This is a genomic window from Paenibacillus sp. FSL H8-0259, from assembly GCF_037963255.1.
Lineage (GTDB): Bacteria > Bacillota > Bacilli > Paenibacillales > Paenibacillaceae > Paenibacillus_AQ > Paenibacillus_AQ phytohabitans.
Genome location: NZ_CP150147.1, coordinates 3,585,668 through 3,610,104 on the forward strand (window position 1 = coordinate 3,585,668; position 24,437 = coordinate 3,610,104).

21 protein-coding genes and 1 riboswitch are annotated in these 24,437 nt (G+C 54.6%); of the genes, 12 read left to right on the forward strand and 9 right to left on the reverse strand.

Features of this window, described 5'->3' with window-relative positions; genetic code table 11:
- Window positions 1-78: 78 nt before the first annotated feature.
- The 11 genes from NSU01_RS15120 (at window position 79) to NSU01_RS15170 (ending at window position 13,826) form a co-directional block, all read left to right on the forward strand.
- Window positions 79-1,215, forward strand: a complete 1,137-nt coding sequence (locus tag NSU01_RS15120) for a sensor histidine kinase (RefSeq protein ID WP_042136703.1) — start codon at window positions 79-81, stop codon at window positions 1,213-1,215.
- Complete coding sequence (locus NSU01_RS15125; RefSeq protein ID WP_042136705.1) at window positions 1,215-1,817, forward strand: response regulator transcription factor; 603 nt, start codon at window positions 1,215-1,217, stop codon at window positions 1,815-1,817. The genes NSU01_RS15120 and NSU01_RS15125 overlap by 1 nt, the downstream gene beginning before the upstream one ends.
- A 565-nt stretch (window positions 1,818-2,382) precedes the next feature.
- Window positions 2,383-3,828: an SWIM zinc finger family protein gene (locus NSU01_RS15130; protein ID WP_076244709.1), complete on the forward strand. Its 1,446-nt coding sequence runs from the start codon at window positions 2,383-2,385 to the stop codon at window positions 3,826-3,828.
- A gap of 74 nt (window positions 3,829-3,902) precedes the next feature.
- Window positions 3,903-5,750 carry a HEAT repeat domain-containing protein gene (locus NSU01_RS15135; protein ID WP_076244712.1) on the forward strand — a complete coding sequence of 616 codons (1,848 nt, stop codon included), beginning with the start codon at window positions 3,903-3,905 and terminating at the stop codon, window positions 5,748-5,750.
- A 60-nt stretch (window positions 5,751-5,810) separates the two neighbouring features.
- The gene (locus tag NSU01_RS15140; protein WP_042136712.1) at window positions 5,811-6,914 is read left to right on the forward strand and encodes an AAA family ATPase; all 1,104 of its coding nucleotides are present in this window, start codon (window positions 5,811-5,813) and stop codon (window positions 6,912-6,914) included.
- The gene (locus tag NSU01_RS15145) at window positions 6,911-9,259 is read left to right on the forward strand and encodes a DUF5682 family protein (protein ID WP_076244715.1); all 2,349 of its coding nucleotides are present in this window, start codon (window positions 6,911-6,913) and stop codon (window positions 9,257-9,259) included. The genes NSU01_RS15140 and NSU01_RS15145 overlap by 4 nt, the downstream gene beginning before the upstream one ends.
- Window positions 9,260-10,486, forward strand: a complete 1,227-nt coding sequence (locus NSU01_RS15150) for a VWA domain-containing protein (protein WP_042136716.1) — start codon at window positions 9,260-9,262, stop codon at window positions 10,484-10,486.
- A 122-nt stretch (window positions 10,487-10,608) separates the two neighbouring features.
- Window positions 10,609-11,694 (forward strand): aspartate-semialdehyde dehydrogenase, encoded by a 1,086-nt coding sequence (asd, locus tag NSU01_RS15155; protein ID WP_042136717.1) that lies wholly within the window; start codon window positions 10,609-10,611, stop codon window positions 11,692-11,694.
- Between the two features lie 146 nt (window positions 11,695-11,840).
- Window positions 11,841-12,038, forward strand: coding sequence for a DUF3934 family protein (locus NSU01_RS15160; protein WP_144026107.1), 198 nt, complete (start codon window positions 11,841-11,843; stop codon window positions 12,036-12,038).
- 85 nt (window positions 12,039-12,123) lie between these two features.
- On the forward strand, window positions 12,124-12,825 hold the full coding sequence (locus NSU01_RS15165; protein ID WP_042136721.1) for a pseudouridine synthase: 702 nt from the start codon (window positions 12,124-12,126) through the stop codon (window positions 12,823-12,825).
- Window positions 12,826-12,881: 56 nt separating this feature from the next.
- Window positions 12,882-13,826 carry a hypothetical protein gene (locus NSU01_RS15170; protein ID WP_042136724.1) on the forward strand — a complete coding sequence of 315 codons (945 nt, stop codon included), beginning with the start codon at window positions 12,882-12,884 and terminating at the stop codon, window positions 13,824-13,826.
- An 89-nt stretch (window positions 13,827-13,915) separates the two neighbouring features.
- On the opposite strand, the gene NSU01_RS15175 is transcribed toward NSU01_RS15170, so the two are convergent.
- The 9 genes from NSU01_RS15175 to NSU01_RS15215 all read right to left on the reverse strand — a co-directional run bounded on the left by NSU01_RS15175 (window position 13,916) and on the right by NSU01_RS15215 (window position 22,439).
- Window positions 13,916-15,748: an ABC transporter ATP-binding protein gene (locus tag NSU01_RS15175; RefSeq protein ID WP_256703899.1), complete on the reverse strand. Its 1,833-nt coding sequence runs from the start codon at window positions 15,746-15,748 to the stop codon at window positions 13,916-13,918.
- A 6-nt stretch (window positions 15,749-15,754) separates the two neighbouring features.
- Window positions 15,755-16,225 carry a MarR family winged helix-turn-helix transcriptional regulator gene (locus NSU01_RS15180; protein WP_076244724.1) on the reverse strand — a complete coding sequence of 157 codons (471 nt, stop codon included), beginning with the start codon at window positions 16,223-16,225 and terminating at the stop codon, window positions 15,755-15,757.
- Between the two features lie 207 nt (window positions 16,226-16,432).
- Window positions 16,433-17,104: a thiamine phosphate synthase gene (thiE, locus tag NSU01_RS15185; RefSeq protein WP_076244727.1), complete on the reverse strand. Its 672-nt coding sequence runs from the start codon at window positions 17,102-17,104 to the stop codon at window positions 16,433-16,435.
- Window positions 17,101-17,928, reverse strand: coding sequence for a bifunctional hydroxymethylpyrimidine kinase/phosphomethylpyrimidine kinase (thiD, locus tag NSU01_RS15190; RefSeq protein ID WP_076244729.1), 828 nt, complete (start codon window positions 17,926-17,928; stop codon window positions 17,101-17,103). The genes thiE and thiD overlap by 4 nt, the downstream gene beginning before the upstream one ends.
- Before the next feature lie 27 nt (window positions 17,929-17,955).
- Window positions 17,956-18,753, reverse strand: coding sequence for a hydroxyethylthiazole kinase (thiM, locus tag NSU01_RS15195; protein ID WP_083705566.1), 798 nt, complete (start codon window positions 18,751-18,753; stop codon window positions 17,956-17,958).
- 76 nt (window positions 18,754-18,829) lie between these two features.
- Complete coding sequence (locus NSU01_RS15200; protein ID WP_076244733.1) at window positions 18,830-19,927, reverse strand: ABC transporter substrate-binding protein; 1,098 nt, start codon at window positions 19,925-19,927, stop codon at window positions 18,830-18,832.
- Entirely contained in the window at window positions 19,924-20,700 is a 777-nt protein-coding gene (locus tag NSU01_RS15205) for an ABC transporter permease (RefSeq protein WP_076244736.1), read from the reverse strand. The genes NSU01_RS15200 and NSU01_RS15205 overlap by 4 nt, the downstream gene beginning before the upstream one ends.
- Window positions 20,681-21,463 carry an ABC transporter ATP-binding protein gene (locus NSU01_RS15210; protein WP_256703900.1) on the reverse strand — a complete coding sequence of 261 codons (783 nt, stop codon included), beginning with the start codon at window positions 21,461-21,463 and terminating at the stop codon, window positions 20,681-20,683. The genes NSU01_RS15205 and NSU01_RS15210 overlap by 20 nt, the downstream gene beginning before the upstream one ends.
- A gap of 112 nt (window positions 21,464-21,575) precedes the next feature.
- Window positions 21,576-21,678: riboswitch (TPP riboswitch) on the reverse strand.
- A 68-nt stretch (window positions 21,679-21,746) separates the two neighbouring features.
- On the reverse strand, window positions 21,747-22,439 hold the full coding sequence (locus NSU01_RS15215; protein ID WP_179093535.1) for a TetR/AcrR family transcriptional regulator: 693 nt from the start codon (window positions 22,437-22,439) through the stop codon (window positions 21,747-21,749).
- 408 nt (window positions 22,440-22,847) lie between these two features.
- Here NSU01_RS15215 and NSU01_RS15220 point away from each other — a divergent pair, with 408 nt between their 5' ends.
- Window positions 22,848-24,368 (forward strand): DHA2 family efflux MFS transporter permease subunit, encoded by a 1,521-nt coding sequence (locus NSU01_RS15220; protein ID WP_076244743.1) that lies wholly within the window; start codon window positions 22,848-22,850, stop codon window positions 24,366-24,368.
- The last annotated feature ends 69 nt before the right edge of the window (window positions 24,369-24,437 follow it).

Consider the following 24,437-nt stretch of genomic DNA (forward strand, 5'->3'; position numbering starts at 1 on the left):
ATTGCGTGGAATTGCCGGTTGCAGGTTCGTTTATGCTAAAATGGGGGTATAATCTTGCTGGCAAAAAGGATGGCTAACATGCAGAAGTGGCATCATATTTTTCATAAAAGCACGGGACTGAGCCCCTATGTATGGGTCGTTTTTTACATTCTTCCGTTCTATTCGATCTTTCGCTCGGCCTCGGCAGGCCGCTGGGTATACGGAATTCTGATGATTATCGTCTTCTTCGCCTGCTATGTGCTGGCGTTTAAATCGAAAGGATGGGTAGTCTATTTCTGGACCAGTGTGCAGATTGTTGTCTCGATAACGATGACGCTGCTCTTCGGGTATATGTACTTTGCGCTGTTCCTGGCTTTTTTCATCGGAAATATCCAGAAAAGGGCCGCGTTCTTCACCCTGTACTCGATTCATCTGCTGACAACGATCGTGGCCATCAACTATGAGCTGATTACGCGTAATCCCGTGTTCCTCTCGCAGCTGCCGTTCGTGCTGGTCAGTATCATTGCCGTGGTGCTGCTGCCGGTCACGACCTATAACCGCAACAATCAGGATAAGCTGCAGGGACAGCTGGAGGATGCCAACAAACGGATCTCCGAGCTGGTCATTATGGAGGAGCGCCAGCGGATCTCCCGTGATCTGCATGATACGCTGGGGCAGCGGCTGTCGCTGATTGGCCTTAAGAGTGACCTGGCAGGCAAGCTGATCACCAAGAATCCGGCGCAGGCCCAGATCGAAATTAATGATGTCCGGATGACGGCCCGCAGCGCCCTCAAGGAAGTCCGGGAAATGATTACCCAGATGCGGGGCATCCGGCTTGAAGATGAGTTGATCCGTATCCGGCAATTACTCCAGGCGGCAGAGATTGGCTACATGCTGGAGGGTGACCCTAACCTGACCAACACTTCCCTGATTACCGAGAATGTGCTGAGCATGTGTATGAAGGAGGCCGTGAACAATGTGGTCAAACATAGCGGTGCCTCGCTGTGCCTGATTCAGATTGAACCTTCCCGGACCGACCTGATCATCAAGGTGAAGGATAACGGCGCGGGAATTGAAGGGACTAATCACTACCATAAAGGTCATGGGCTTCAAGGGATGAGGGAACGGCTTGAATTCGTCAACGGCAGTATGGAAGTGGTGCGTGACGAAGGAACAACGATTGTCATTAAGGTGCCCAATGTTGCACAGCGGCCGGAAATGGAGGTAAACGTGTAATGATTACGATAGTGATTGCCGAAGATCAGCGCATGCTGCTGGGGGCGCTCGCTGCCCTCCTGGATCTGGAGGAGGATATGAAGGTTGTGGGCCGGGCAGGCAACGGGGAAGAGGCCGTGAAGCTGGTGAAGCAGCATCAGCCGGATATTTGCATCATGGATATTGAAATGCCGGCCATGACAGGTCTCGAAGCGGCGGAAGCACTGAAGGGATCGGGCTGCAAAATCATGATTCTGACCACGTTTGCCCGGACCGGTTATTTCGAACGTGCGGTCAAAGCCGGAGTTGATGCCTATCTGCTCAAAGACAGTCCAAGCGAAGAGTTGGCCTTGTCGATCCGCAATGTGATGGACGGCAGACGGATATATGCGCCGGAGCTGATGGATGAGGCTTACAGCAGCGAAGCTAATCCGCTCACGCAGCGTGAGAAGGAAGTGCTGGGGCTGATCGCAGACGGCAAGAATACGAAGGAGATCGCCAGCCAGCTGTATATTACGACCGGAACGGTCCGCAACTATATCTCTGTGATCCTGGACAAGCTGGATGTCGGCAACCGGATTGAAGCGATCACGCGCTTTAAGGAAAAAGGCTGGTTTAAATAAAATAACTTGCTTGGAATATTGAAACGGCAGCTGTCTTCTGTGACAGCGGGCCGTTTCTTTTTTTTGCAGACAGAGACAAGGCTTATTCTAGTGGTAGGGCAGACGGGCAGACGTAAGGAGTGGAGCAGACCCGGACTTTGCTTGAAGCAGAGAAACCAGCCTGGCTCTAACTGCATTTAGTGCAACTAAAATCGCCTGAAAGTACGAGTTAAGCAGGATAACTGTATTTTATACACTTATATAGACTGCCTTTCGTTGAATGATCACTTTTCGTAATTTTTAGTTGTACAGAATACAATTAACGGAACAAATCCGCTGGAAAGCCTGTTTTTAACTGTACGAAATACACTTATTCCCTGCCTGCGCTAACTGGATAAGTAAGCTAGGTCATATTAACTATTTTAACCCTGTGACAGTCTTCTGGATTGGATCGGTGGAATATTTTTGCTAAGATAAATGCAAACATGTGATCTTATCCGTTGAAGTTGGGTAATAACTTGCATGTGTCATAACCGCACTCCTATTTATGCCGCGTACATCCTATTTCAGCCGGGAGGAATCTGATTTGCCTGAACTTACTTCATCATACGTTGATTCACTTGCACCCAATGCTGCAGCCATCAAGAACGGTCAAGGTCTGGTCCGCAAAAAAAGCTTCATAGAGCTCCATCAGTCGGAGGACGGAGAGCTGCTGTTTGGAAAATGTGCAGGGAGCGGCAAGACTCCCTATGAGTGTTCTGTGGATTTCATCGTGCCGGACAATCCGGTATTCCGCTGCAGCTGCCCCAGCCGCCAGTTTCCCTGTAAGCATGCGTTAGGGCTGCTCTATGCCAAGGCCGAAGGTCAGACGTTCAGCCCCGCCCCCGTCCCTGAGGACATAGCCTCCAAACGTGAGAAGGCTGAGAAGCGGGAAGAGAATAAGGTGAAGCAGGCGGCCGAAGGGGCAGACCCTAAGCCAAAGAAGGTTAACAAATCCGCGCTTAAGAAAAAAATTACCGCCCAGCTTGAAGGGCTCGATATGCTTGAGAAGCTGGTGCTGGGGTTCGTCCGCGGCGGACTGTCCACCATTGACCGTTCGAGCATGAAGACGATTCAGGAGCAGGTGAAGCAGCTTGGCAACTATTATCTGTCAGGAGCACAGATTGAGCTGCGACGGTTCACGATTCTCATGTTCGGCGGCAAGGACCAGGAACAGAACTATACATATGCGATGGAGCAGCTGTCACGGCTTCATGCATTTATTAAGAAGGGCCGGGCGTATCTGCTGGCCCGGAGCGAGGACCCGGAGCATGCACTCGACCATGAATCGACCATCGATGAGTGGCTGGGGCATGCCTGGCAGCTGAGTGAACTGAAGGAATACGGACTGGTGAAGGAAGGGGCAGAGCTGCTGCAGCTCGCCTTCTACAGCTTCAATGATATGGCCCGGCTGGAATATGTAGATCTCGGGTATTGGGTGGACCTCACTGCGGAAGGCGGGAAGATCCACCGGACGGTCAATTACCGGCCGTATAAGGCCGCTAAGCTGATGCGTGAGGAAGACAGCTTCTTTGAGATTGCTGTGGTCCCTCAGCTATATACTTATCCGGGAGATATGAATGCCCGGGTCCGTTTTGAAGCCATGTCTCCAAGAACAGTGCAAGGCCCGGATATAGAACGGGCTACTGCCCAGGCTCACCGCTCCTACGCGGAAGCTGTCAAGATGGTGAAGAACCAGATCAAGAATCCGCTCAGCGATAAGCTGCCGGTGATGCTGCTGCATGCCGCCAGTCTGGGCATTACGGAGAGCGGCCAATATGTCATAACGGATGAATCCGGCAGCAGGCTGGCGCTGGAGGATATTCCGTCCCTGCCGCAGGGAACCGTGCATATGCTGCCGTTTGTGCCGGCTGCCGCGCATACGGATTGCTACCTGCTGGTGATGTTCGAGCATAACCTGGACAAGGGAAGGCTGACTGCCCAGCCGCTGACAGTCATTAAGGGTGAAGAAATCATCCGGTTGCTGTATTAGAAGTTCAAGGAAGGACAGCGGCGAGCATCTGAACTCTAATTAAACTCAAGTTCATTCATATAGGAGGACAGTCCATGAGCACAGCGTTATTACAGGAGCTGCATCAGGAGATTAGAAGACTGTATATTGCCGGAAGCGGGTTAGCGGCTGGAGACTTCCGCCTGAAACGACTGCTTCCGCAGTTTCAGCAGCTGGGGGAACGCGCACCGGTCTTTAAGAAGCTGGGCGAGGGCGTGGCTTCATTGCTGGAGCCTGACGGTGCTGAAGAGGCCGCTCCCGGTGTTCAACTGCAGGAGCTTACGCTGCTGCTGGAGTCGGTGCTGTATACCCAGGGGACAACAGCAGTTGACGGAACCCCTGGACCTTTGCCGGCCTTGAGCTTTGAACTTAAGACGAATCAGCCCTACCGCAAGATTGGTGCCGTTCAGCAGGCGCTCAGCACAACGGGAAGCGGAAGATATGAAATTGTAATTGATGCTTTCAAGGAAGGTGTTTTTCAGGATTTGCGGCTGCTGCCGCCGGCAGTCTCGGCGCTGAACGATCCTTATTCGGAACTTGCAGACTTTGCGATGACCGATATTCTTCCGTCCTATGGACCGGACATTGCCGGATTCCTGTTCGAAAGCTTGGATCCAGCCGGCGGCAGGAGCGAGGTCCGCAAGCTTGAGGTGATCGGCAAGGTGGGAGGAGACCGGTATCTGGAGGAGATGTTCCGCATCGCCGGAAGCGGCAGTGAAGACATCCGGGTAGCCGCTATGAAATGGCTCGCCGGTCATGAGCAGTATGTGGATGCACTCTTGGAGTGGACAACAGATAAGAAGAAGGCCATCCGTGAAGCTGCCTTCTCGGCGCTGGCTGCAGGCGGTTCGCAGCAGGGCGGTGAACGGCTTGTGGAGGCTTTCACGGCGAAAAAGGACCGTGAGATGGTTGCCGGTGTACTGGCGGGCAGAGCTTCCGCAGAGGTGTCTGATAAGCTGGCGGCATTGTTCATGGAAGAACTGCAGAAGGCGCCGCAGAATAATGCAGACAAGAAGCTCACAGAGGCCGCATGGAATAGCCTTCTTCCATTCTTGACCGCTCTTCGCCATGAGCGTAGCCCGCAGCTGGATGAAATCTACAGCTATATCCTTCAGGAATATGCCAGGTTTTCCCCGCTCGGCTGGATTCCGCTCATTGACCAGGCAGCCTGGTATAAAGAGAATACTCCGGGCGGAGCTGCACTGGCAGAGCTGGAGGCGCTGGAGAAGCGGAGTGTGCGTTTCCTGCCGAATTACTTCCACGCCGCCCAGCGGGTGATGACGCCCAAGGAGCTGTATAGCCGGTTCGGCGGAACCTTTATGGACAAATTGAAAGCGCTGGTGGGCAAGGATGCCAAAGATGCGGCTCAGCGCGCCCAGCTGCTGATTAATACGATAGAGGAGCGGGTCGTGGATATCCGCCGGAGGGCGTATGAGGTAGAGTGGGATGCTGCAGGAATCAGGCAGCCTTACAGCAGGGAGATGCTGTCAGCCGAGGAAATTGCGGCAGCCTGGGATTCCCGCTGGCTGGACTGGTTCATTCAGCATGATGCGGTGAACCTGGCAAGCGCTTTTGCCCGGCCGGGTCATAAGGGCGTGCGGGACTACCTGCTTGGCAAGCTGCAGGAGCCATTTAAACGCACGACTTATGATCTCCTTTCTAATATTTTCAAGGGTCTGGAGAGGGCCGGGGTGCCGGAGCCGGAGCGTCTTGAGCTGCTGATGACAGCCCTTGAGAATAAAAATGTTCATACAGCTTACACATTTGAGCTCTACTTATTCAAACTGATTGAGCGCTTCCCGGTCAGCTATGCTGGACGTCTGGAAGCGATTGTCCCTAAATATAGATATGAATGCAAGCAGCAGCTGGAGTATGTGCTGAACAGCTTGAAGAGTGCGCAATAATCCTGGGCGGATGTAGCTTGAGAAATCTAATTGAAGAGTTCTTATAAAGGAGAGGTGTTCATGTCGACGGAACAAAGTCAGCTTCAGGATTACATGCGTCTGCCAGCCGAGGTTCTATACCGTGAGGAACTGGAGGCCTTACGCAGGGAAGATACAGGCCGTATCCCTGCCGGGTGGCAGATGTCGCCGCGTTCGGTGTTAACGTTCATTGCCGGAGGCAAGGCGGGCAAGACCGTGATTACCCCGAAATATATCGGTAACACGCGGCTAATCGAGATGGCGGTCGCCACGCTGGTAACAGACCGGGCGCTGCTTCTGATCGGTGAGCCGGGAACGGCAAAGTCCTGGCTGTCCGAGAATCTGGCGGCTGCGATCTACGGCAACTCGGGCCTGGTTGTGCAAGGGACTGCCGGAACCAGTGAGGAGCATGTACGTTATTCATGGAACTATGCCATGCTCCTGGCGAACGGGCCAACGCCGGAGGCGCTGGTCAAGAGTCCGATTATGCGGGCAATGGAGGACGGCGGGCTAGCCCGGTTTGAGGAGATCTCCCGCTGCGCTTCCGAGGTGCAGGATGCGCTGATCTCCATCCTCTCGGAGAAGACGATCTCCGTGCCGGAGCTGGGCAAGGAGACCAGTGCCCGCAAAGGCTTCTCCATTATTGCCACCGCCAACACGCGCGACCGCGGCGTGAACGAAATGTCAGCGGCGCTCAAGCGCCGGTTCAACATCATAGTGCTGCCGGCACCGTCTGATCTGGAGACCGAGCTGTCGATCGTGAAGAAGCGGGTTGCAGAGATTGCTTCTTCGTATGAGCTTCAGGCTTCTGTTCCGGCGGATGAAGCACTGCTCAAGGTAGTGACGATCTTCCGCGAGCTGCGCAGCGGCATGACGCTCGACAAGAAGGAGAAGGTGAAGACACCGGCCGGTGTAATCTCCACGGCGGAAGCCATCTCCCTGCTGACGAACAGCATGGCCCTGGCAGCCAGCTTCGGCAGCGGAGAATTGACCGACGGGGATCTGGCTGCCGGCCTGCAGGGGGCTATCGTCAAGGATGATGACAAGGATAAGCTGGTCTGGAAGGAATACCTCGATAATGTAATGAAGAAAAAAGGAGCGGACTGGCGCGGATTGTATCAAGCCTGCAAGGAGATGAACGAGTGAGTGGGGCGGCTGTTGCTGCCGTTGTGAATATTTTCGGGGTGCGCCATCTGTCTCCGGGCGGTGCGAAGCATCTGCTGGAATACTTGAATGAGCTTCAGCCGACCGCCGTACTGATCGAAGGACCCGGTGATGCGACTGACGAGATCCGTCATTTGACTCACACCGTCACGAAACCTCCGGTTGCAATTCTGGCCTTTACTGAGGATTTGCCTGTGCGGACGGTGCTGTGGCCGTTTGCTGTCTACTCCCCGGAATACCAGGGGATGCGATGGGCGAAGGAGCATGGGGCAGAAGCGGAATTCATCGATCTTCCCTCATCCGTAACCCTGGGTCTGCAGGATGCCCTGCGGCTTGAATCCGGGAGCAGGCCGGTGCTTAAGCCTGCGGCGGATGAACAAGGTGAGCCTACGGATGATGAGCTGCAGGAGCAGGAATCGGTGTACAGCCGGATTGCCCGGCTCGCCGGTGAATCTGATTATGATATGTATTGGGAACGCAATTACGAGCATAACGCCAGCAGCGGAGCGTACCGTGCGGCGATACTGGCGTTCTCAGCCCGGATGCGTGAGCTGTCAGAGTCCCGGGAGCTGGTAGAGCAGCCCCGCGAATATGCTTATAACGCGCTGCGCGAAGCTTATATGCGGCGCCAGATCCGGAAGAAGATTGAAGCCGGCCATCAGCCGGAGAAGATAGTAGTGATCTGCGGCGCTTACCATGCTGCTGCACTGGCAGACCTTGCAGACGGGATGACCGACAGCGAGCTGGCGTCACTGCCTGCACGCAGCACGAAGCTGACACTGATGCCGTATTCGTATTACAAGCTCTCTACAATGTCCGGCTATGGTGCAGGCAACGGGGCTCCGCATTACTTCGAGCTGATGTGGGAGCTGATGGAGTCCGGCAGGGCTGAGGAGCTGCCGCATCTCTACCTGTCCTCCGTGGCTAGGCAGGTACGCAGATCCGGGACGCACCGCTCCACGGCTGAAGTCATTGAAGCGGTCCGGCTGGCAGAGTCGCTGGCAGCACTGCACGGCGGGAGCGCGCCTACACTGCGTGATCTGCGCGATGCCGCCCAGACACTGCTCGGCCATGGCGACCTCTCGGTTGTTGCCGAATCGCTGGCCCGGGTAGATGTCGGTACGGCGATTGGCAGCCTGGCCGAAGGTGTCAGCCAGACACCGATCCAGGATGACCTGAACCGGCTGCTGAAACGGTATAAGCTGGAGAAATATAAGTCCACTGTAGCCAGTGACCTGGCGCTCGATCTGCGTGAGAACCGCCGGGTGTCCAGCGCTGAAGCGGCCTACCTGGATCTGCACCGTTCCGTGCTGTTTCACAGGCTGGAGCTGCTGGGCATATCCTTCGTGCGGAATATGCCAAGCGGACAGTCCGGGGCAACCTGGGCAGAGCACTGGATTATCCAGTGGTCACCGGAGGTGGAGATTCAGGTGGTTGAATCGACGCTCCTGGGCGAGACCATTGAAGTCGCTTCAGCTTATGTGCTGAAGGAGAAGCTGCTGGAGTGCCGCTCCATTACTGATGCGTCTGCGCTGATCCGCATCGCCTGCCAGTGTGCGATGACCTCGCAGATGGAGGAGAGCAGCCGGGTGCTGCAGAGCCTGGCGGTGGACAGCCGCGATGTAGTTGCTATTGCCGCCGCTGCCCGGGAGCTGGCGACAATTATCGGCTTCGGCGATATCCGCAAGGTGGATACCGCTCCGCTCGTGCCGCTGCTGGAGGAGCTGTTCCGGCGCGGCTGCCTGTTCCTGCTGGATGCGAGCGGCTGTAACGACGAAGCTGCGGCGCTGATGATCAGCGCCATGAATGAGCTGAACGGCATCTCGCTGGAACATAGCGGGACTCTGGATACTGCCCTGTGGCTGCAGGAGCTGCAGCAGCTGTCACAGCGGGATGACCGTAACCCCCGGCTGTCCGGCTTCGCCTGCGCGATCCTGATGGAGCGGGCTGCGGTCTCTGCGGAAGATGTGGCCGCAGAGGTGTCGCGCCGGCTGTCTCCGGGTATCCCAGCTGATCTGGGGGCGGGCTGGTTCGAAGGGCTGTCTATGCGTAACCGCTACGGCCTGTTGTCGCGGATGAGCCTGTGGGAGCAGCTGAATGATTATATTAATGCCCTGGACGATGAGGAATTCAAGCGTGCCCTGGTCTTTCTGCGCCGGGCATTCAGCACCTTCTCTCCCCGGGAGAAGACGATGATCTCCGAGCTTCTGGGTGAGCTGTGGGGTGTGAACACAGAACAGGCTGCTGAGATTCTTACAGGCGAGCTGAAGGAGGAGGAAGCCAAAATGCTGGATGAGCTGAATGATTTTGACTTCGGTGACCTATAGATGGCGGGGGATATTAAGGATAACGGACGGAACGGGGCGGTATCGCGCTGGAGGCTGATATTGGGCCAGGAAGCAGAGGAAGCTTTATCCGGTTACGGGACAGGCGGCGGGCCTACACTGACCGAGGAAGAACGGATTATGGATGCGGCGCTGGCTGCCATCTATAATGAGGCAGGTGCTGGCGGAGCTGACGGGACCTCTCAAGCGGGTTCGAAGGGCAGAGGGGCGGGATCAGGGCATGCCGCTATTAACCTGTCCAAATGGCTTGGGGATGTGCGCACCTTCTTCCCGGAGGATGTTGTCTCGATTATCCAGAGTGATGCCATGGAGCGCAAAGGCTGGAAGCAGCTGCTGTTCGAGCCGGAGCTGCTGGCGGCAGTGAAGCCGGATATCCAGCTGGTCGGTACGCTTCTGGCACTCAAAGGCAAAATTCCTGAGAAAACAAAGGACACCGCAAGAATGCTAGTCCAGGCACTGGTTGATGAGCTGGTCAAGCTGCTGGAGACGGATATCCGCCGTGCCGTCACCGGCGCGCTGAACAAGCGGCAGCATTCTCCGCTGCCGTCCCTGAGCGGGCTGGACTGGAAGCGGACCATTGAGCGCAATCTGAAGCATTACGATGCAGAGCGGCGGATGATTATCCCCGAGCGGTTCTTTTATTTCGACCGGGCACGCCGCAGCAAGGAATGGACCGTGATCGTGGACATTGACCAGAGCGGATCGATGGCCAGCTCTGTCATCTGGGCTTCGGTCATCGGCTCGATCTTCGCCAGCATTCCGGCGCTTAACACGCGTGTGGTCGCTTTTGACACTGAGGTCGTAGATTTGACTGAGCAATGTGCCAATGATCCTGTAGACATGCTCTTCGGCATTCAGCTTGGCGGCGGCACGGATATCCATAAGTCCGTGAAGTATTGTGAGCAGTTCATTGAGGAGCCGAAGAAGACGCTGTTCATCATTGTTTCCGATCTGTATGAGAACGGCAACCAGGCCGGACTGGTCCGGCGGATGCGTGAGCTGCGCGAATCCGGTGTGCGGACGATGACACTGCTGGCCCTGTCGGATGAAGGGAAGCCTTCCTACGACGAGCGTCTGGCCGCCCAGCTCACCCGTGACGGAACCCCTTGCTTTGCCTGTACTCCGGCGTTACTTCCTGTTTTGGTCGAGGGAGCGCTCAAGGGCCAGGATCTCGGTGAATTGTCCAAGCGTCTGGGGATGGCGCGATAATTTTTAGGAACAGGAAACACTTACTTTATAATCACATATTGTGTAACATGCATATATCATTTATAATCGGTTATTAAAAAGCACCTATCGCTAGGCGCTGCTTGAAAGGAAATGAATTTCTTATGTCAAGTAAGTTGAGAGCGGGTATTGTTGGCGGTACCGGTATGGTCGGCCAGCGTTTCATTGCACTTCTTGAGAATCATCCCTGGTTTCAGGTAACGGCTATTGCCGCGAGCGCGAATTCGGCCGGTAAGACGTACGAAGAGTCCGTCAAAGGCAGATGGAAGCTGTCTACACCAATGCCGGAGGCCGTTAAGAGTATCATGGTTCAGGACGCCTCCAAGGTAGAGGAAGTGTCTGCGGATGTGGATCTGATCTTCTGCGCTGTAGATATGAAGAAAGAAGAAATCAAGGCACTGGAAGAAGCCTACGCACGCACTGGTACTCCGGTTATTTCCAACAATTCCGCGCACCGCTGGACGCCGGATGTTCCGATGGTGATTCCTGAGATCAACCCTGAGCATCTTGAGGTGATTGCCCAGCAGCGCAAACGTCTGGGTACCGAAACCGGATTTATCGCTGTGAAGCCAAACTGTTCCATTCAAAGCTACATGCCTACACTGCATGCGCTTCATGATTTCAAGCCTTCGAAGGTTGTTGTGACGACGTATCAGGCGATTTCCGGAGCTGGTAAAACCTTTGCCGACTGGCCGGACATGGTGGACAACGTGATTCCATTCATCGGCGGCGAAGAAGAGAAGAGTGAGCAGGAGCCTTTGCGGATCTGGGGGAAGGTAACCGAAGAGGGGATTGTCAAAAGCGAACAGCCAGTAATCACCACACAGTGTATTCGTGTGCCGGTTGCTGATGGCCATATGGCTGCGGTATTCGCATCCTTTGAGCAGAAGCCTAGCAGGGAAGAGATTCTGGAACACTGGAACAGCTTCCAGGGACGTCCGCAGCAGCTGGGACTGCCAAGCGCACCTAAACAGTTCATTACCTATTTCGAAGAAGAGAACCGTCCGCAGACCCGTCTGGACCGTGATATTGAGAACGGAATGGGAATTTCGGCCGGCAGACTCCGTGAGGATTCACTCTATGACTACAAATTTGTCAGCCTGTCCCACAACACTGTAAGAGGTGCTGCCGGCGGTGCTGTCCTGATCGCTGAGCTTCTGAAGGCTGAAGGTTATATTCAGCCGAAATAAGCAGCAGCAACAGCTTCATTTCAGTTCGTAATGCAGCCTGCCGGAGCCTCTCCGCGCAGGTTGTTTGCGGTTTTACCTGACATTACCCCCGGAATAATGGTAAGATAGAGGAATGCATGACGAAAACTGAATACCGACGGAGTGATATTGTGGCAAAAAGTAAAGGCGGCGGCACAGGCAGAGGGACAGGGAGCAAGGGCTGGACCCGCTGGAATAAGACGGCGAAACCCGTGAAGCCGGCAAAAGGCGGACCTCCCGGAAGCCCGGGTACCAAACCGGGAACTAAGGGAGCAAGCGCAGCCAAGGGCGGCGGCGGAGGCAACAAAACCGGAGGCAGTAAATAAGGCGGCCATGTGCCCATATGCAACATCTGATTTGTAAGTGAATCAGGTGTTCTTTAATATGTAGGGCAGGAAAGCGGGTACTGGAGTGAGAATTAATAAATATATAAGTGAGACAGGCGTATATCCGCGCAGAGAGACGGACCGGCTGATTGCGGCGGGACGGATAACCATTAACGGTATAGCCTGTGCAGCGGGGGCCAGTGTTGAGCCTGGAGATACGGTGGCCGTTGACGGCGTTACGCTGAGCCCGGACCGGGAAGAACGGGTCTATCTGGCTCTTAACAAGCCAGTTGGGATTACCTGTACAGCTGCCCGGCAGGTGGAAGGGAATATCATTGATTATGTCGGTTATCCTTCCCGGATCTTTGCCGTCGGCAGGCTGGACAAACAGTCCGAAGGACTGATACTCATGACCAATGACGGAGCCGTGGTTAACCGGATGATGCGCTCCGAGCATGGGCATGAGAAGGAATATAACGTTACGGTGGACAAGCCAGTGACTGAAGCATTCCTTCAGGAGATGTCAGCCGGTGTGGGTATTCTCGGGACCCGGACCAAGCCTTGCCTCACCCGCAGGATCACGGACAACGAGTTCGCGATTGTTTTAACCCAGGGGCTGAATCTGCAGATCCGCCGGATGTGCAAGGAGCTGGGATACCGGGTGCTCCGCCTGGAGCGCATCCGGATCATGCACATTACGCTCAGCGGCCTTGAGCGGGGGCAGTGGAGGCATCTGACCGCAGAAGAGCTGGCTGAACTCTACTCCAGACTGGACGCAGAGAAATAGGGATTCACAGCATTTAAGCGTTTGCTGACATACTGACAAACCATCAGGAGGATCAAATGAGAATAATAAGTTTGCTATTAGCGCTAATGGTTATAGCCGGTTGCTCGGGAACCGGCAGTAATGAATCTGCGGAGCCGCCGGAAGCATCTGTGACTTCAGAAGCAGCAGCACAGTCAACTGCACCACAAGCCTCTCCGGCGGATGCAACCGCTGATTTTACGGGGGAAGTACCGGAAGTCTCCCCCGAGATTTCGGATAAATATTCAGGCTTCTTACATATGGATGCCGTTCAGCTGAACGGGCAGATCTACGAGGTGTATTACTGGAACAAAGGGGAGTTTACGTATACGCAGTTTGCGGTTGTGAAGGACGGGAAGATTGTCTTTGACAGCAAGCAAGCCGGAATTAAGATGGAAGGCGGCAATATCTGGAGTGAGGAAGATGATCTCTGGGCGGAAGCGCTTGTGCAGAATAATCATGCCACTTTTTTGTTCAGTCTGATGGATAACCGTCCTGAATCATCCTATATTGTCGTGGAGGAAATCGACGGAGTCATGCAGGTAACTGTTAACGATAATGTATCGGTGAACTATGAGGATACGGATCAGGACGGAGATGAGGATTTGCTTGCAAGTCCCTTTTCCGGGCAATTGCCGCTTGGTCCAGCGCTGGTAGGCGTGTATGAGCTTCAGGGAACACGGTATGTACCGGATAAGACCCTCACCAAGCAATATGCGGAAGACCAGCTGCGGCTAAGTGAGCAGGAGTACAAAAATAACCCCACAGACCTGACATTGGACAGCCTGCTCAGTGCTTATCTGATTCTGGAGAAGCGTAGTTTTGCATTGACGCGGTTTGAAGAATTCTATGAGTGGGCAGGACAGCGTGCCGGAGACGGCGGTTTTGTGGACGAATATTATGACCGCTTGAAGAAGAACGAGACGCCGGAATACTTCAGCGGATGGATGGATAAGCTGGAGCCATTGCGTACAGAGAGATAAACCTGGACTTGTCTGTTCAATTATAAAAAGGGATTCCGGAGGCAGCGGTTAATGGCCTCCGTGAATCCCTTTTTCAATTCCGTACAATATCAAGTGGCGGACTCTGACGCCTGAAACTGCTTGTTATACAAATCTCTGTAGACCCCGTTGTCCGCCAGCAGAGAAGCATGTTGTCCAGACTCCACAATAGCGCCGTCCTGAACGACAAGAATGGTATCGGCAGCCATAATGGTGGAAAGCCTGTGGGCGATAACGATGCTGGTCTTGCCCAGCAGCAGCTGATGCATCGCCTGTTGGATATAGAACTCCGACACTGTATCCAGTGACGAGGTGGCTTCATCCATGATGATAATAGGCGGATTCTTGAGCAGCACGCGGGCGATCGAGATCCGCTGCTTCTCTCCGCCGGACAGCTTGATTCCCCGGTTACCGACTACCGTATTGTAGCCTTCAGGCAGCTTCATAATGAAATCATGAATATAAGCGGCTTCACAGGCGGCAATCATCTCGGACTCCGTGGCACCGGCGCTTGCATAGAGCAGATTCTCCTGGATGGTCCCGTTGAACAGATATGTGTCCTGGGTAACCAGCCCGATCTGAGAGCGTAGGGAGTGCAGCGTGAACTCACGGATATCCTTGCCGCCGATGCGGATCACACCCGAATCCAGTTCATAGAGTCTGGGGATGAGGTTGGTAATGGTTGTTTTACCCGCTCCGCTGGGGCCGACCAGCGCAGTCAGTGATCCGGCGGCAGCCGTGAAGGAAATTTCCCGCAGGGCCGGTTTGCCCGGCTGATAGGCGAAATTCACCTTGTCGAAGACGATATCCTGGCCGTCAGCACTGCTTGGCAGGGCCAGCGGCGAATCCACAATCAGCGGGTCCATATCGAAATAGTCAAAAATCCGTTCAAACAGCGCCACCGACCGGTTCACATCCACATACAGATTGGTCATTTGCATGACCGGCCCGTATAATCTGCCCAGCAGCGCCACAAAGGTGATAATCGCACCAACCGTCAGCTCTCCCTGGATAAATAAATAACCCCCGTACAGATAAATCAGCATGGGCCCGATACTGGTGAAGGTGGTGAGGACCAGCATAAACCAGCGTCCGGCCATCGATTCCCGGATCTGCAGGCGTGTCGCCTGGGCATTAACGGTTCTGAAGCTCGCCAGCTCGTTGTCTTCCTTGGTGAACAGCTTCATGAGCATATATCCGCTGAGACTGAGCGTTTCCTGGATGATCTGGTTTTGCTCGGAGATCTTCTCCTGGGTTTTCTTGGCCAGCTTCCAGCGCACATTGCCCATTTTGCGGGTTGGCATAATGAACAGGGGGACAACCAGTATGCCCAGTAGCGCCAGCTTCCAGTTCATGATAAACAGAGTTGCCGCTGTCGTAGTCAGAATGAACAGATTGCTGGCAAAATTGACGATGGTGCTGTTGAACACGCCCTGTATCCCGGCAATATCACTGGTCATCCGGGTGATGACTTCCCCTTGCTTGACCCCTGAGAAGAACTGCAGCGGCATGCCCTGCAGATGGCGGTACATCTGATTTTTCATATCGTGGACAATATTTTGTGAGATAAAGGAATTCAGGTAATTCTGCAGCACGCCCAGCAGACCGGACACTACAGTTGTACCGAGCGAGGCGAGGACGAGCAGAACCAGCAGCCTCAGGTTTTTATCAGGGAGCGCGCGGTCAATAATATGCTGAATCAGGATCGGAGGAAGCAGCCCTAGCACTGCAGTAATGCACAGCACAATCATCACCAGAAGGGTCTGCTTCCAGTAAGGAAGGAAATATTTCACGATGCGGAGCAGCAGCGTCTTGGATATATCCGGCTTCGCCTCATCATCATCGAACTTTAATTTGCCATGCCCGGGTCCGCCGAATCCCATTGGACCGAAACCTCTGGACATTATTCATCACCAGCTTTGTGTGTTATTTAAGTTATCCTGATTCCGGGTCAGCTGTTCAAGCAGCTGTGAGTGCATTTGAATGAGCGACTGGACTTCTTCTCCGGAGAAATGATCCAGTGCCGCTCCCAGCATTTGGTATGAGTAGGCGTCTTCGTTATATTGCCTGCACAGCGCTTCACCTGCCGGTGTGAGATTCAGCCTCGTTTCCCTGCGGTCTGCCTCGGAGGTGGTCCGGGTCACCAGTTCCTTCTCGGCCAATGCATCAATATGCAGGCTTACGCGGCTCTTGGCAAATACCAGACGCTCCGTTATTTCCTTCTGCGATTGACCGGGATGCTTGAGGAGAGAATTCAGTATACCGATCTGATGCACGGTTAATCCGAGATCCGCAGCGCTCTGATGGGCCAGCTTACGGAGCTGGCGGGCAACGGCGAGCAAGGAATGATACACCTCTATCGTTTGCGCCGGATCTGTCATGGGGCAACCTCCTCTGACCTGATAATAGTTTCTTTTGTTAACAGTTAACAATGTAAACTGATTATACGCCTGAATATTCCAAAAGTAAATGTTACGCTGAAATAGCGGTAAACAGGTTATGCCGGAATGCACAATAAACACCCGCAGCGCCTGTGTGAAGGCAGCTGCGGGTGTTTTTGGAATTGAAATACACTCATTTATTTAAGCTCATTCCGGAAGCATTCCGCTTTGTATAATCCGCCCGAACGCCCTCGCGGTCTCACGGATATCCTCCGCTCCGGCAATGGCCGAGATTACGGAGATTCCGTCTGCACCGGCCCGGATCACCGGCAGGGCGTTATCCAGGGTTATACCGCCTATCCCTACCAGGGGGATATTAAGCCCGCTGCGGCGGAGCGTATCAATGACAGCCGTCCCTTGAACGGCTTCGGCATCGTCTTTGGAGGAGGTGGGGTAGACCGGACCGACCCCGAGATAATCGGCTCCGTCCGCAATCGCCTGCTGCGCTTCCGCGAGATTATGGGCGGAAACGCCGATGATCTTGTGCTCACCGAGCCGCTGGCGGATCGTCCGGGCCGGCAGATCACCCTGGCCCACATGGACCCCGTCTGCATCAAGTGCAACCGCCAGCTCCAGGTCGTCATTGACGATGAACGGAATCCGCCGGTCCCGGCAGATTGCCCGGAGCTGCTGTCCAAGCTCTAGCAGAGCAGCGCCGGTCAGAGCACCGGGACCCTTTTCACGGAACTGGAATAAGGTGATTCCCCCGTCTGCTGCGGCAGATAAAGTCTCGGCTGGAGAGAGGCGGCAGTTCACGCTGCCCATAATGAAATATACCTTAAGGAGCTTACGCATATCCTCACTGTCAATCCGTTTCATAGCTGCTGCCCCCCTGATCTGATGCGGTTCCCGTAAGCAAAATGATTGGTCGGCCCTTGTCCTGCCCCGATATTCAGACTGTCCTCAATGGCTGCCTGAATGAAGGCTTTGGCTGTATGCACCGCTTCATTTATAGAGTGGCCGAGCGCAAGTCCTGCCGCCACCGCCGCCGAGAAAGTACAGCCGGTCCCATGCGTATGCCTGGTCTCAATCCGCGGACTGGTCAGATATTGGAATTCCCGGCCGTCATAGAGCAGGTCCACCAGCTGATCGCCTGCCGGATCATGTCCGCCCTTAAGAACAATGTACTGCGGACCCATCTGATGAAGGAGTCGTGCAGCCTGTTCTCTGTCTGACATTCCATTGATCTTCATCCCCGTGAGAATCTCTGCCTCGGGAAGATTGGGGGTAACCACAAGAGCCAACGGCAGCAGTCCGGTAATCAGTGCCTGCACGGCTTCCTGCAGCAGCAGAGCGGACCCGCCCTTGGCAATCATTACCGGGTCGATCACAAGCCGCTGCTGCCAGCCGTACGCTGTCACCTTATCCGCTACAACACCGATAATCTCACTGCTGAACAGCATACCGGTCTTAATGGCATCTGGCGCCAAGTCGCTGCCAATAGAATCCAGCTGCGCAGCAACGGCTTCCGGCTCCAGCGGATATACGCCTTGAACACCTAAGGTATTCTGTGCCGTGACCGCTGTGAGCGCGGACATTCCGTAGACTCCAAGCTCCTGGAAGGTCTTCAGATCAGCCTGGATACCGGCACCGCCGCCGCTGTCAGAGCCGGCAATCGTTAACGCTTTACGTATACGGGTCATCGGGTATTCTCCTTTTAGAGGTGTGTTTTATTGTTCAAGCAGTTGCAGGCGTGACCGGCTGCTGTAGATATCTGGCTTCACCAGGGACAATTGATTCAGGAACTCTATCTGGAAGCTGCCGGGTCCTTGTCCTTCCGCGGCTTCTGCGGCAATCTCGGCTGCCACGCCGTAGAACGAGAGTGCTTCGGCAGCTGCCTTAAGCGCATTCCCGCCGCTTACTGCAAGAAATGCGCCTACTACGGCACTGAGCAGACAGCCGGTTCCCGTCACTTGGGTCAGGATGGAATGGCCGTTGCTGGCGATGTAGGTGCGCGTGCCGTCGCTAATGATATCCTCCTTGCCGGTGATGATCACCACGCAGTTCAGCTTCCGCGCAGCCTTGTTCGCCAAGGCGATCACATCGCCTTCACCTGCTCCGGCATCGACGCCTTTGCTCGCCCAGCGCTCTCCGGCGACATTGGCTACTTCGGCCACATTGCCGCGCAGAGCGGTCAGCTGCAGCTCACCCAGCAGCTTCGCGGTAACGTCAGTGCGGTACGGTGTAGCACCTGCTCCAACGGGATCAAGCACGAGCGGGACACCATGCCGGTTCGCGGCTTGCCCGGCCTTCACCATTGAAGTGATGATAGCTTCATTCAGTGTACCGATGTTCAGCACGACCGCCCCGGACATCGCGGCAACATCCGCCACCTCTTCCAGTGCGTCGGCCATGAACGGGGAAGCCCCCAGCGCCAGCAGTCCGTTAGCGGTGAAATTAGCCACTACAATATTGGTAATGTTATGTACGAGCGGATTTGCCTGCCGTACCTTGGATAGAAAAGACATGATTATTCCTCCTGAAAGTTTTGATAGCATACGCATCCTTGAGATCATTTCGCAAAACTAACTTCGAAAGCATGTTCTATAAATTAATAAAAGCATCCGCACTGTCAACTTCCTCAGCCAGCAGACCGCCCTCGCTCAGCCATTTGCGCACATTCTCCCAGGAAACGCTATCCTGATAACCGAAGGGCTGTGCACCGGCATCCATCAGCGGCAGCAGAATTTCCAGGCTGCGCTTCTCGATGGCTTCATCAAGCGGTGCGGTGGCATCCTGATGCTCCAGCAGAAGCTTCAGCGCCTGCTCCGGCTGCTTAGTGACGAACTGCTGACCCTTGCGCGCAGCATTCATGAACTTCTGGAAATATTCCGAGGAATTCTGCAGACCCTGGTCACTTGCGACCAGCACCAGCTCATAATAATCAGGAACCCCGTAGTCAACAGGATTGAACGAACGCACAGGATGGCCTTCCTGCTCTAATATCAGCTGCTCATGGTTGATGAATCCGCCCATAATTCCATCCACACGCCCGGTGGAGAGGGCAGGGATAAGCTCAAAGCCGACGTCAATCAGCTTCAGGGAGGCGGGATCGCCGCCATCGGTTTGGATCATAGTGTGCAGCATGGCTTCATACAGCGGAATGGAGGAGTAACCGGCTTGCTTGCCTGAGAGCTCCCCGGGCCGGGTTATTCCGCTGTCTGCGGAAACCATGAGATGGTTCAGGGGATGCCGTACCAGAGCGGCAACGGATTTGACCGGAATCTGCTCTCCCCGGGCCATCAGCACCTGCGGCTGGTAGCTGAGGGCCAGATCGACTTGTCCGGCAGCTACCAGTTTCAGCGCGTCGTTGCTGTCGGCAGGCATCTGTATCTCAACATCAAGCCCCTCTTCGGCAAAATACCCCTCACTCTGTGCCGCATACAAAAAGGAATGAACGGCGTTCGGATACCAGTCGAGCATGATCGTCAGCTTATGGGCTGTACCGTCTGCGGCTGCCGCCGGAGCGGATGATGCCGATGATGAGCCGGAGCCAGCCGGCACGTTATTGCCAGCCGACCCGTTATTGCCGGCGCAGCCCGGCAGCACCAAAAGAACAGACAGGAGCAATATATAAGGCAGCAACTTATAAGGTTGAGCACTACGGGTGTAGAGATAACGGTTATAGCGGATTGGAGTCATGAATAACGTCCTCTTTTCTTCAGAAATAACTTCTCGAGCGTAGCAATACACAGAAACAAAGTGATCCCAAGGGCGGACAGCAGCACAACAGCGGCAAACATCTCGGCACTTTGCAGATTGCCGGCCATTCTCCGGCTGAAATAACCAAGCCCCCGGCTGCCTCCAAGCCATTCGCCGATGGTAGCGCCAATGACGCAGTACACCACCGACAGCTTCAGTCCGGAGAAAAAGGACGGCAGGGCCAGCGGAACAGCAGCCTTGCGGAGAATCTGCCAGCGGTTCGCGCCAAGCGTCAACAACAGCTCGCGGTACTGCTCCGTATTCTTGCCCAGCCCATCGTAGGTGCCGACAACCACCGGGAAGAAGGCGGTCAGGAACACTACGGCAACCTTACTCCACAAGGTATAGCCGAACCACATGATAAACAGGGGAGAGAGGGCAACCAGCGGAATCGTCTGGCTGATAATCAGCAGCGGATACAGCGCTTTGGCCAGCGGCCTGAACAGATGCATGCCCGTTCCCAGCAGACTGCCGCAGAAGACGGACAGAGCGAAGCCTGTTAGTACCTCAAGCAGCGTTGCAGGCAGGTGAACGCCGAAGAGTAAATGCCTGTCTTCCATCAGAGCAATCCAGATGGCAGTGGGAGCCGGCAGGATGAACGGAGGAATCAGCCCCAGCCGGGACACCGTTTCCCAGACCGCAAGAATCAGCAGCACAAGCAGAATAGCCGGGCTGTACTCCCGCAGCAATCTTCTATAGAAGACGGTTGTCATACAGCTTCAGCTCCAAATCCTGCCGCAGGGCAACAAACTGCGGTTCGTAATTCTGACTATGATGTCTGGGGCGGGGAAGACCGGTGATGAACTCCTGCATACCGCCCCCGGCACTGCCGGTCATCAGATAGATGCGGTCACTAAGCAGAAGCGCTTCTTCAAGGTCATGGGTAATGAACAGCACAGTCTTGTCCAGTCCTGACCATAATTCCAGCAGCCAGCGGTGAAGCTCCCGCTTGGTTATGGCGTCCAGTGCCCCGAACGGCTCGTCCAGCAGGAGCAGCTCATTCCCGGCGGCAATGGTGCGGAGTACCGCAACCCGCTGGCGCATGCCGCCCGACAGCTCATGCGGATACGCAGCCCCCGTATCACCAAGACCGAACTGCTGCAGCATGCTGCGGATCTGAATAACGGCTTCCTCTTTGGAGCCGCTCCGCTTCAGTTCCCAGGGCAGCAGGCAATTGTCCAGTACGGTTCTCCAGGGCAGCAGGAGATCCCGCTGCGGCATATAGCCGACCTGGCCGAGCCGCTCCGAGGCGTTATTAGGCGGTTGCCCATGCAGGGCAACCTCGCCGCTGCCGGGTTCCAGCAGGCCGGCGATAATCTTGAACAGCGTACTTTTGCCGCAGCCGCTGGCACCCACGACGGAGATGAACTCGCCGCGGCGGACCTTCATGGAGATTCCGGAGAAGACCGGAGCCCTTGAAGCTGCGCCGAAAGAATAGGACAGGTTAGCGATGTTGATCATAGGATGGGGAAGCAAGCCTCCTTAGGGAAAAGTGATTACGCTACGAAAACAAGAAAGACCCATCCATTTCCGGAGGAAATGAATGGGCCTGAAGGTACAGTCAGTTTGCAAAGACGCGGAACCGCTGATACATTCTGCTCCACTTCCCTCCGCTGGTATGATCCAGATCAGGTTCCAAGGGTCCGGAGCTTAAGCTCCGTCTCAGTCGGCCGACTCCCCTAGTGAAATAACAGGTGCTATTGAATTCGTAATTGGTACTTAATATACCATAATTTCCCCGCTTGTAAAGAGCCTGTGCTCAGCGCTTGGAGAGGCCGGTGATGAACAACGCAACAATTCCCCGCGAGATTTCCTCTTTGGAGGAGCCGTTCCGTTTCTGTTCATACAGGTAAAGATCGGGACTAAGTACAGAGATCAGCGCTGTGGCAGCGAAGCGGGGATCGATCCCGATAATCTCTCCATTCGCGGATGCGCGGTGCAGAAGTTCACCCATAATCACTCCGAGCCGCTGGAAAAAAGGATGTTCGAACTGGGTAAGCTGCTTCTTGCCGGTGAATTCGGATTTGATCATGTTCAAGAGCTCCGCATATTGCTCAATGAAACCAACGACCTGCTCAATGCTGCTCTGCAGATGCGCGAGGGCAGCCGTTTCACCAGCGCTGGCAGCAAGCTGCTGTTCCATCCCCGACAGAAACTGCTCGGTGCTGTCCAGCAGCAGGGCCGAACAGATTTCGCCCTTATCAGTGAAGCGGCGGTAGAGCGATCCCTGCCCTATACCGGCCCGTTTGGCGATGCCGTACATACTGACAGCTTCGAGGCCGCTCTCGGTGAACAGCTGGCGGGCCGCCTCGAGTATCCGCTGCATATAAGGATCGGCGGGTTCTTTTGCAGCGATGTCTGTGTTCACTGTGTTATCTTTGTTCTCTGTGTTCTCTGTATTGTCCGGAGCTGCTGATGTTACAGGTTCAACTTCCGTTTCTGTTTTTTTCATGATATCCCCTTTCATATAAAGTAAATCCTGCCCATAATACAACATTTCCCTCATTCGATCGGCCTAAATCCCAAATTGTTGTATAAAATGCATTATTTCAGCTTGTTCAAGCAGTTTAGCAGAACTATTCTTGCATTTCATACAACAATCCATCCGGAAACCCGGCTATCCATGAATCAAAGCTGCAAAATATACAACATTTATGCCTACAGTGCGTCCTAAGAAATCTCTATTCTGCCGGTAAACGAATCAAGTGTGGGGAATTGGCGTATTCCGCTTGACACATCGGACAATTGTCCGTAGACTATGAAATGCGAACGCGGACAATTGTCCGTTCACTAATTATATAGACAAACCTGCCCGCAGGTCAACGTAGATGACAGCGGACAGTTCAGGAGGAGAAGGAGTATGGATCAGACCTTGAAGCAGGATGCCGATTTCCGGTTATCCGGCATTCTAGTTCCGCTGCTGGCGATTATTGCCGGCGTATTTATGGTCGTGCTGGATAGTACGGCAATGAATGTGGCATTGTCCAGGATGGTAGTGGATTTCAATACAGACCTGCATACGCTGCAGTGGGTCGTAACCGGGTATATGCTGGCGCAGGCTTCGGTCATTCCGCTGTCAGGCTGGCTGTCTGACCGGTTCGGGGCTAAGAACGTCTTTTTGACAGCTGTTATTGTGTTTACGATCGGCTCCATTCTGTGTGCAACGCCAAGCAGTGCAGAATGGCTGGTCGTTTTCCGGGTATTGCAGGGTCTTGGAGGGGGCTGTGTGCTCCCGGTCGGGATGGCTTATGTGTACAGACTGGCTCCGAAGAGTAAAGTCGGCGTTGTTATGGGGATTATGGGAATTCCCGTGCTGTTCGCTCCGGCGATTGGTCCTGTATTGTCAGGCTGGCTGGTGGAATACCACTCCTGGCGCTGGATCTTCCTGATTAATATCCCCATCGGTATTATCTGTGTGCTGATCGGGCTGCGAAAGCTGCCGAATGCGGCGAAGAACACCGTTCCCGGCATGGATAAATTCGGAATGGTGCTCGGACCGCTGGCTTTTGCTTCACTCACTTACGGTGTAAGTCAGGGTGCGCAGAGCTGGACCTCGGACAAAACGCTAATCGGGTTATCTCTGGGAGCTGTTGCACTGATTGCCTTTGTCATTGCCGAGCTGCGTTCCAGGACCCCTTTACTGGAGCTGCGGATTCTGAAATCCGTGGATTTCACCACCGGAATTATCGTGCAGTGGATCGCCCAGTTCGGCTTATATGGTGCTTTATTTCTACTGCCGCAGTTTCTGCAGCAGGCCCGCGGCTTCGGCGCATTTGATACCGGATTGACCCTGCTGCCGCAGGCCATTGCTTCCGGGCTGATGATGCCAATTGCCGGAATTCTGTTCGACCGGATCGGGGTGCGCTGGCTGGTGGTTTGCGGACTCAGTCTGGTCTCTGGCGCATTGTTTCAGTATTCCCATGTCGATCTGACCACCCAGAGCCGTGATCTCATTCTTCCGCTAATCATGTGCGGTGCAGGGATGGGGATGATGATGATGCCGATGAATACGCATCTGCTGAACAAGGCGCCAGGCAATCTGGTCAACCGGGTAACCTCACTCACCAACTCCATGCAGCAGGTCATTAACTCACTTGCAGTGTCAACACTGGTTACGATTCTGACGGCCAGAACCTCCGCGCGTGGTCTTGAAATGCAGGAGGCGGCAGCCGCTGCCGGGCAGACGGTGGACGGAGTCTCGAAGGAAGCCCTGCAGCTGGCCAAGCAGACTGTATTGGCCCAAGGCTTTGCCGACACCTTCCACATTATGATTTTTGTAGCTTTAGGCGGCGCCGTCCTTGGACTGCTGCTGCGCAGGGGCCGCAAACCAGAAAGCGGAGGCTCCAGGGAGAAAGCGTTGCCTGAAATCATGCACGGTTAATAGGTGCATTCACATTCATAAGAAGTAAGGCGGCGATTCTCCGTTACTGGAGGGTCGCTGTTTTGCGTT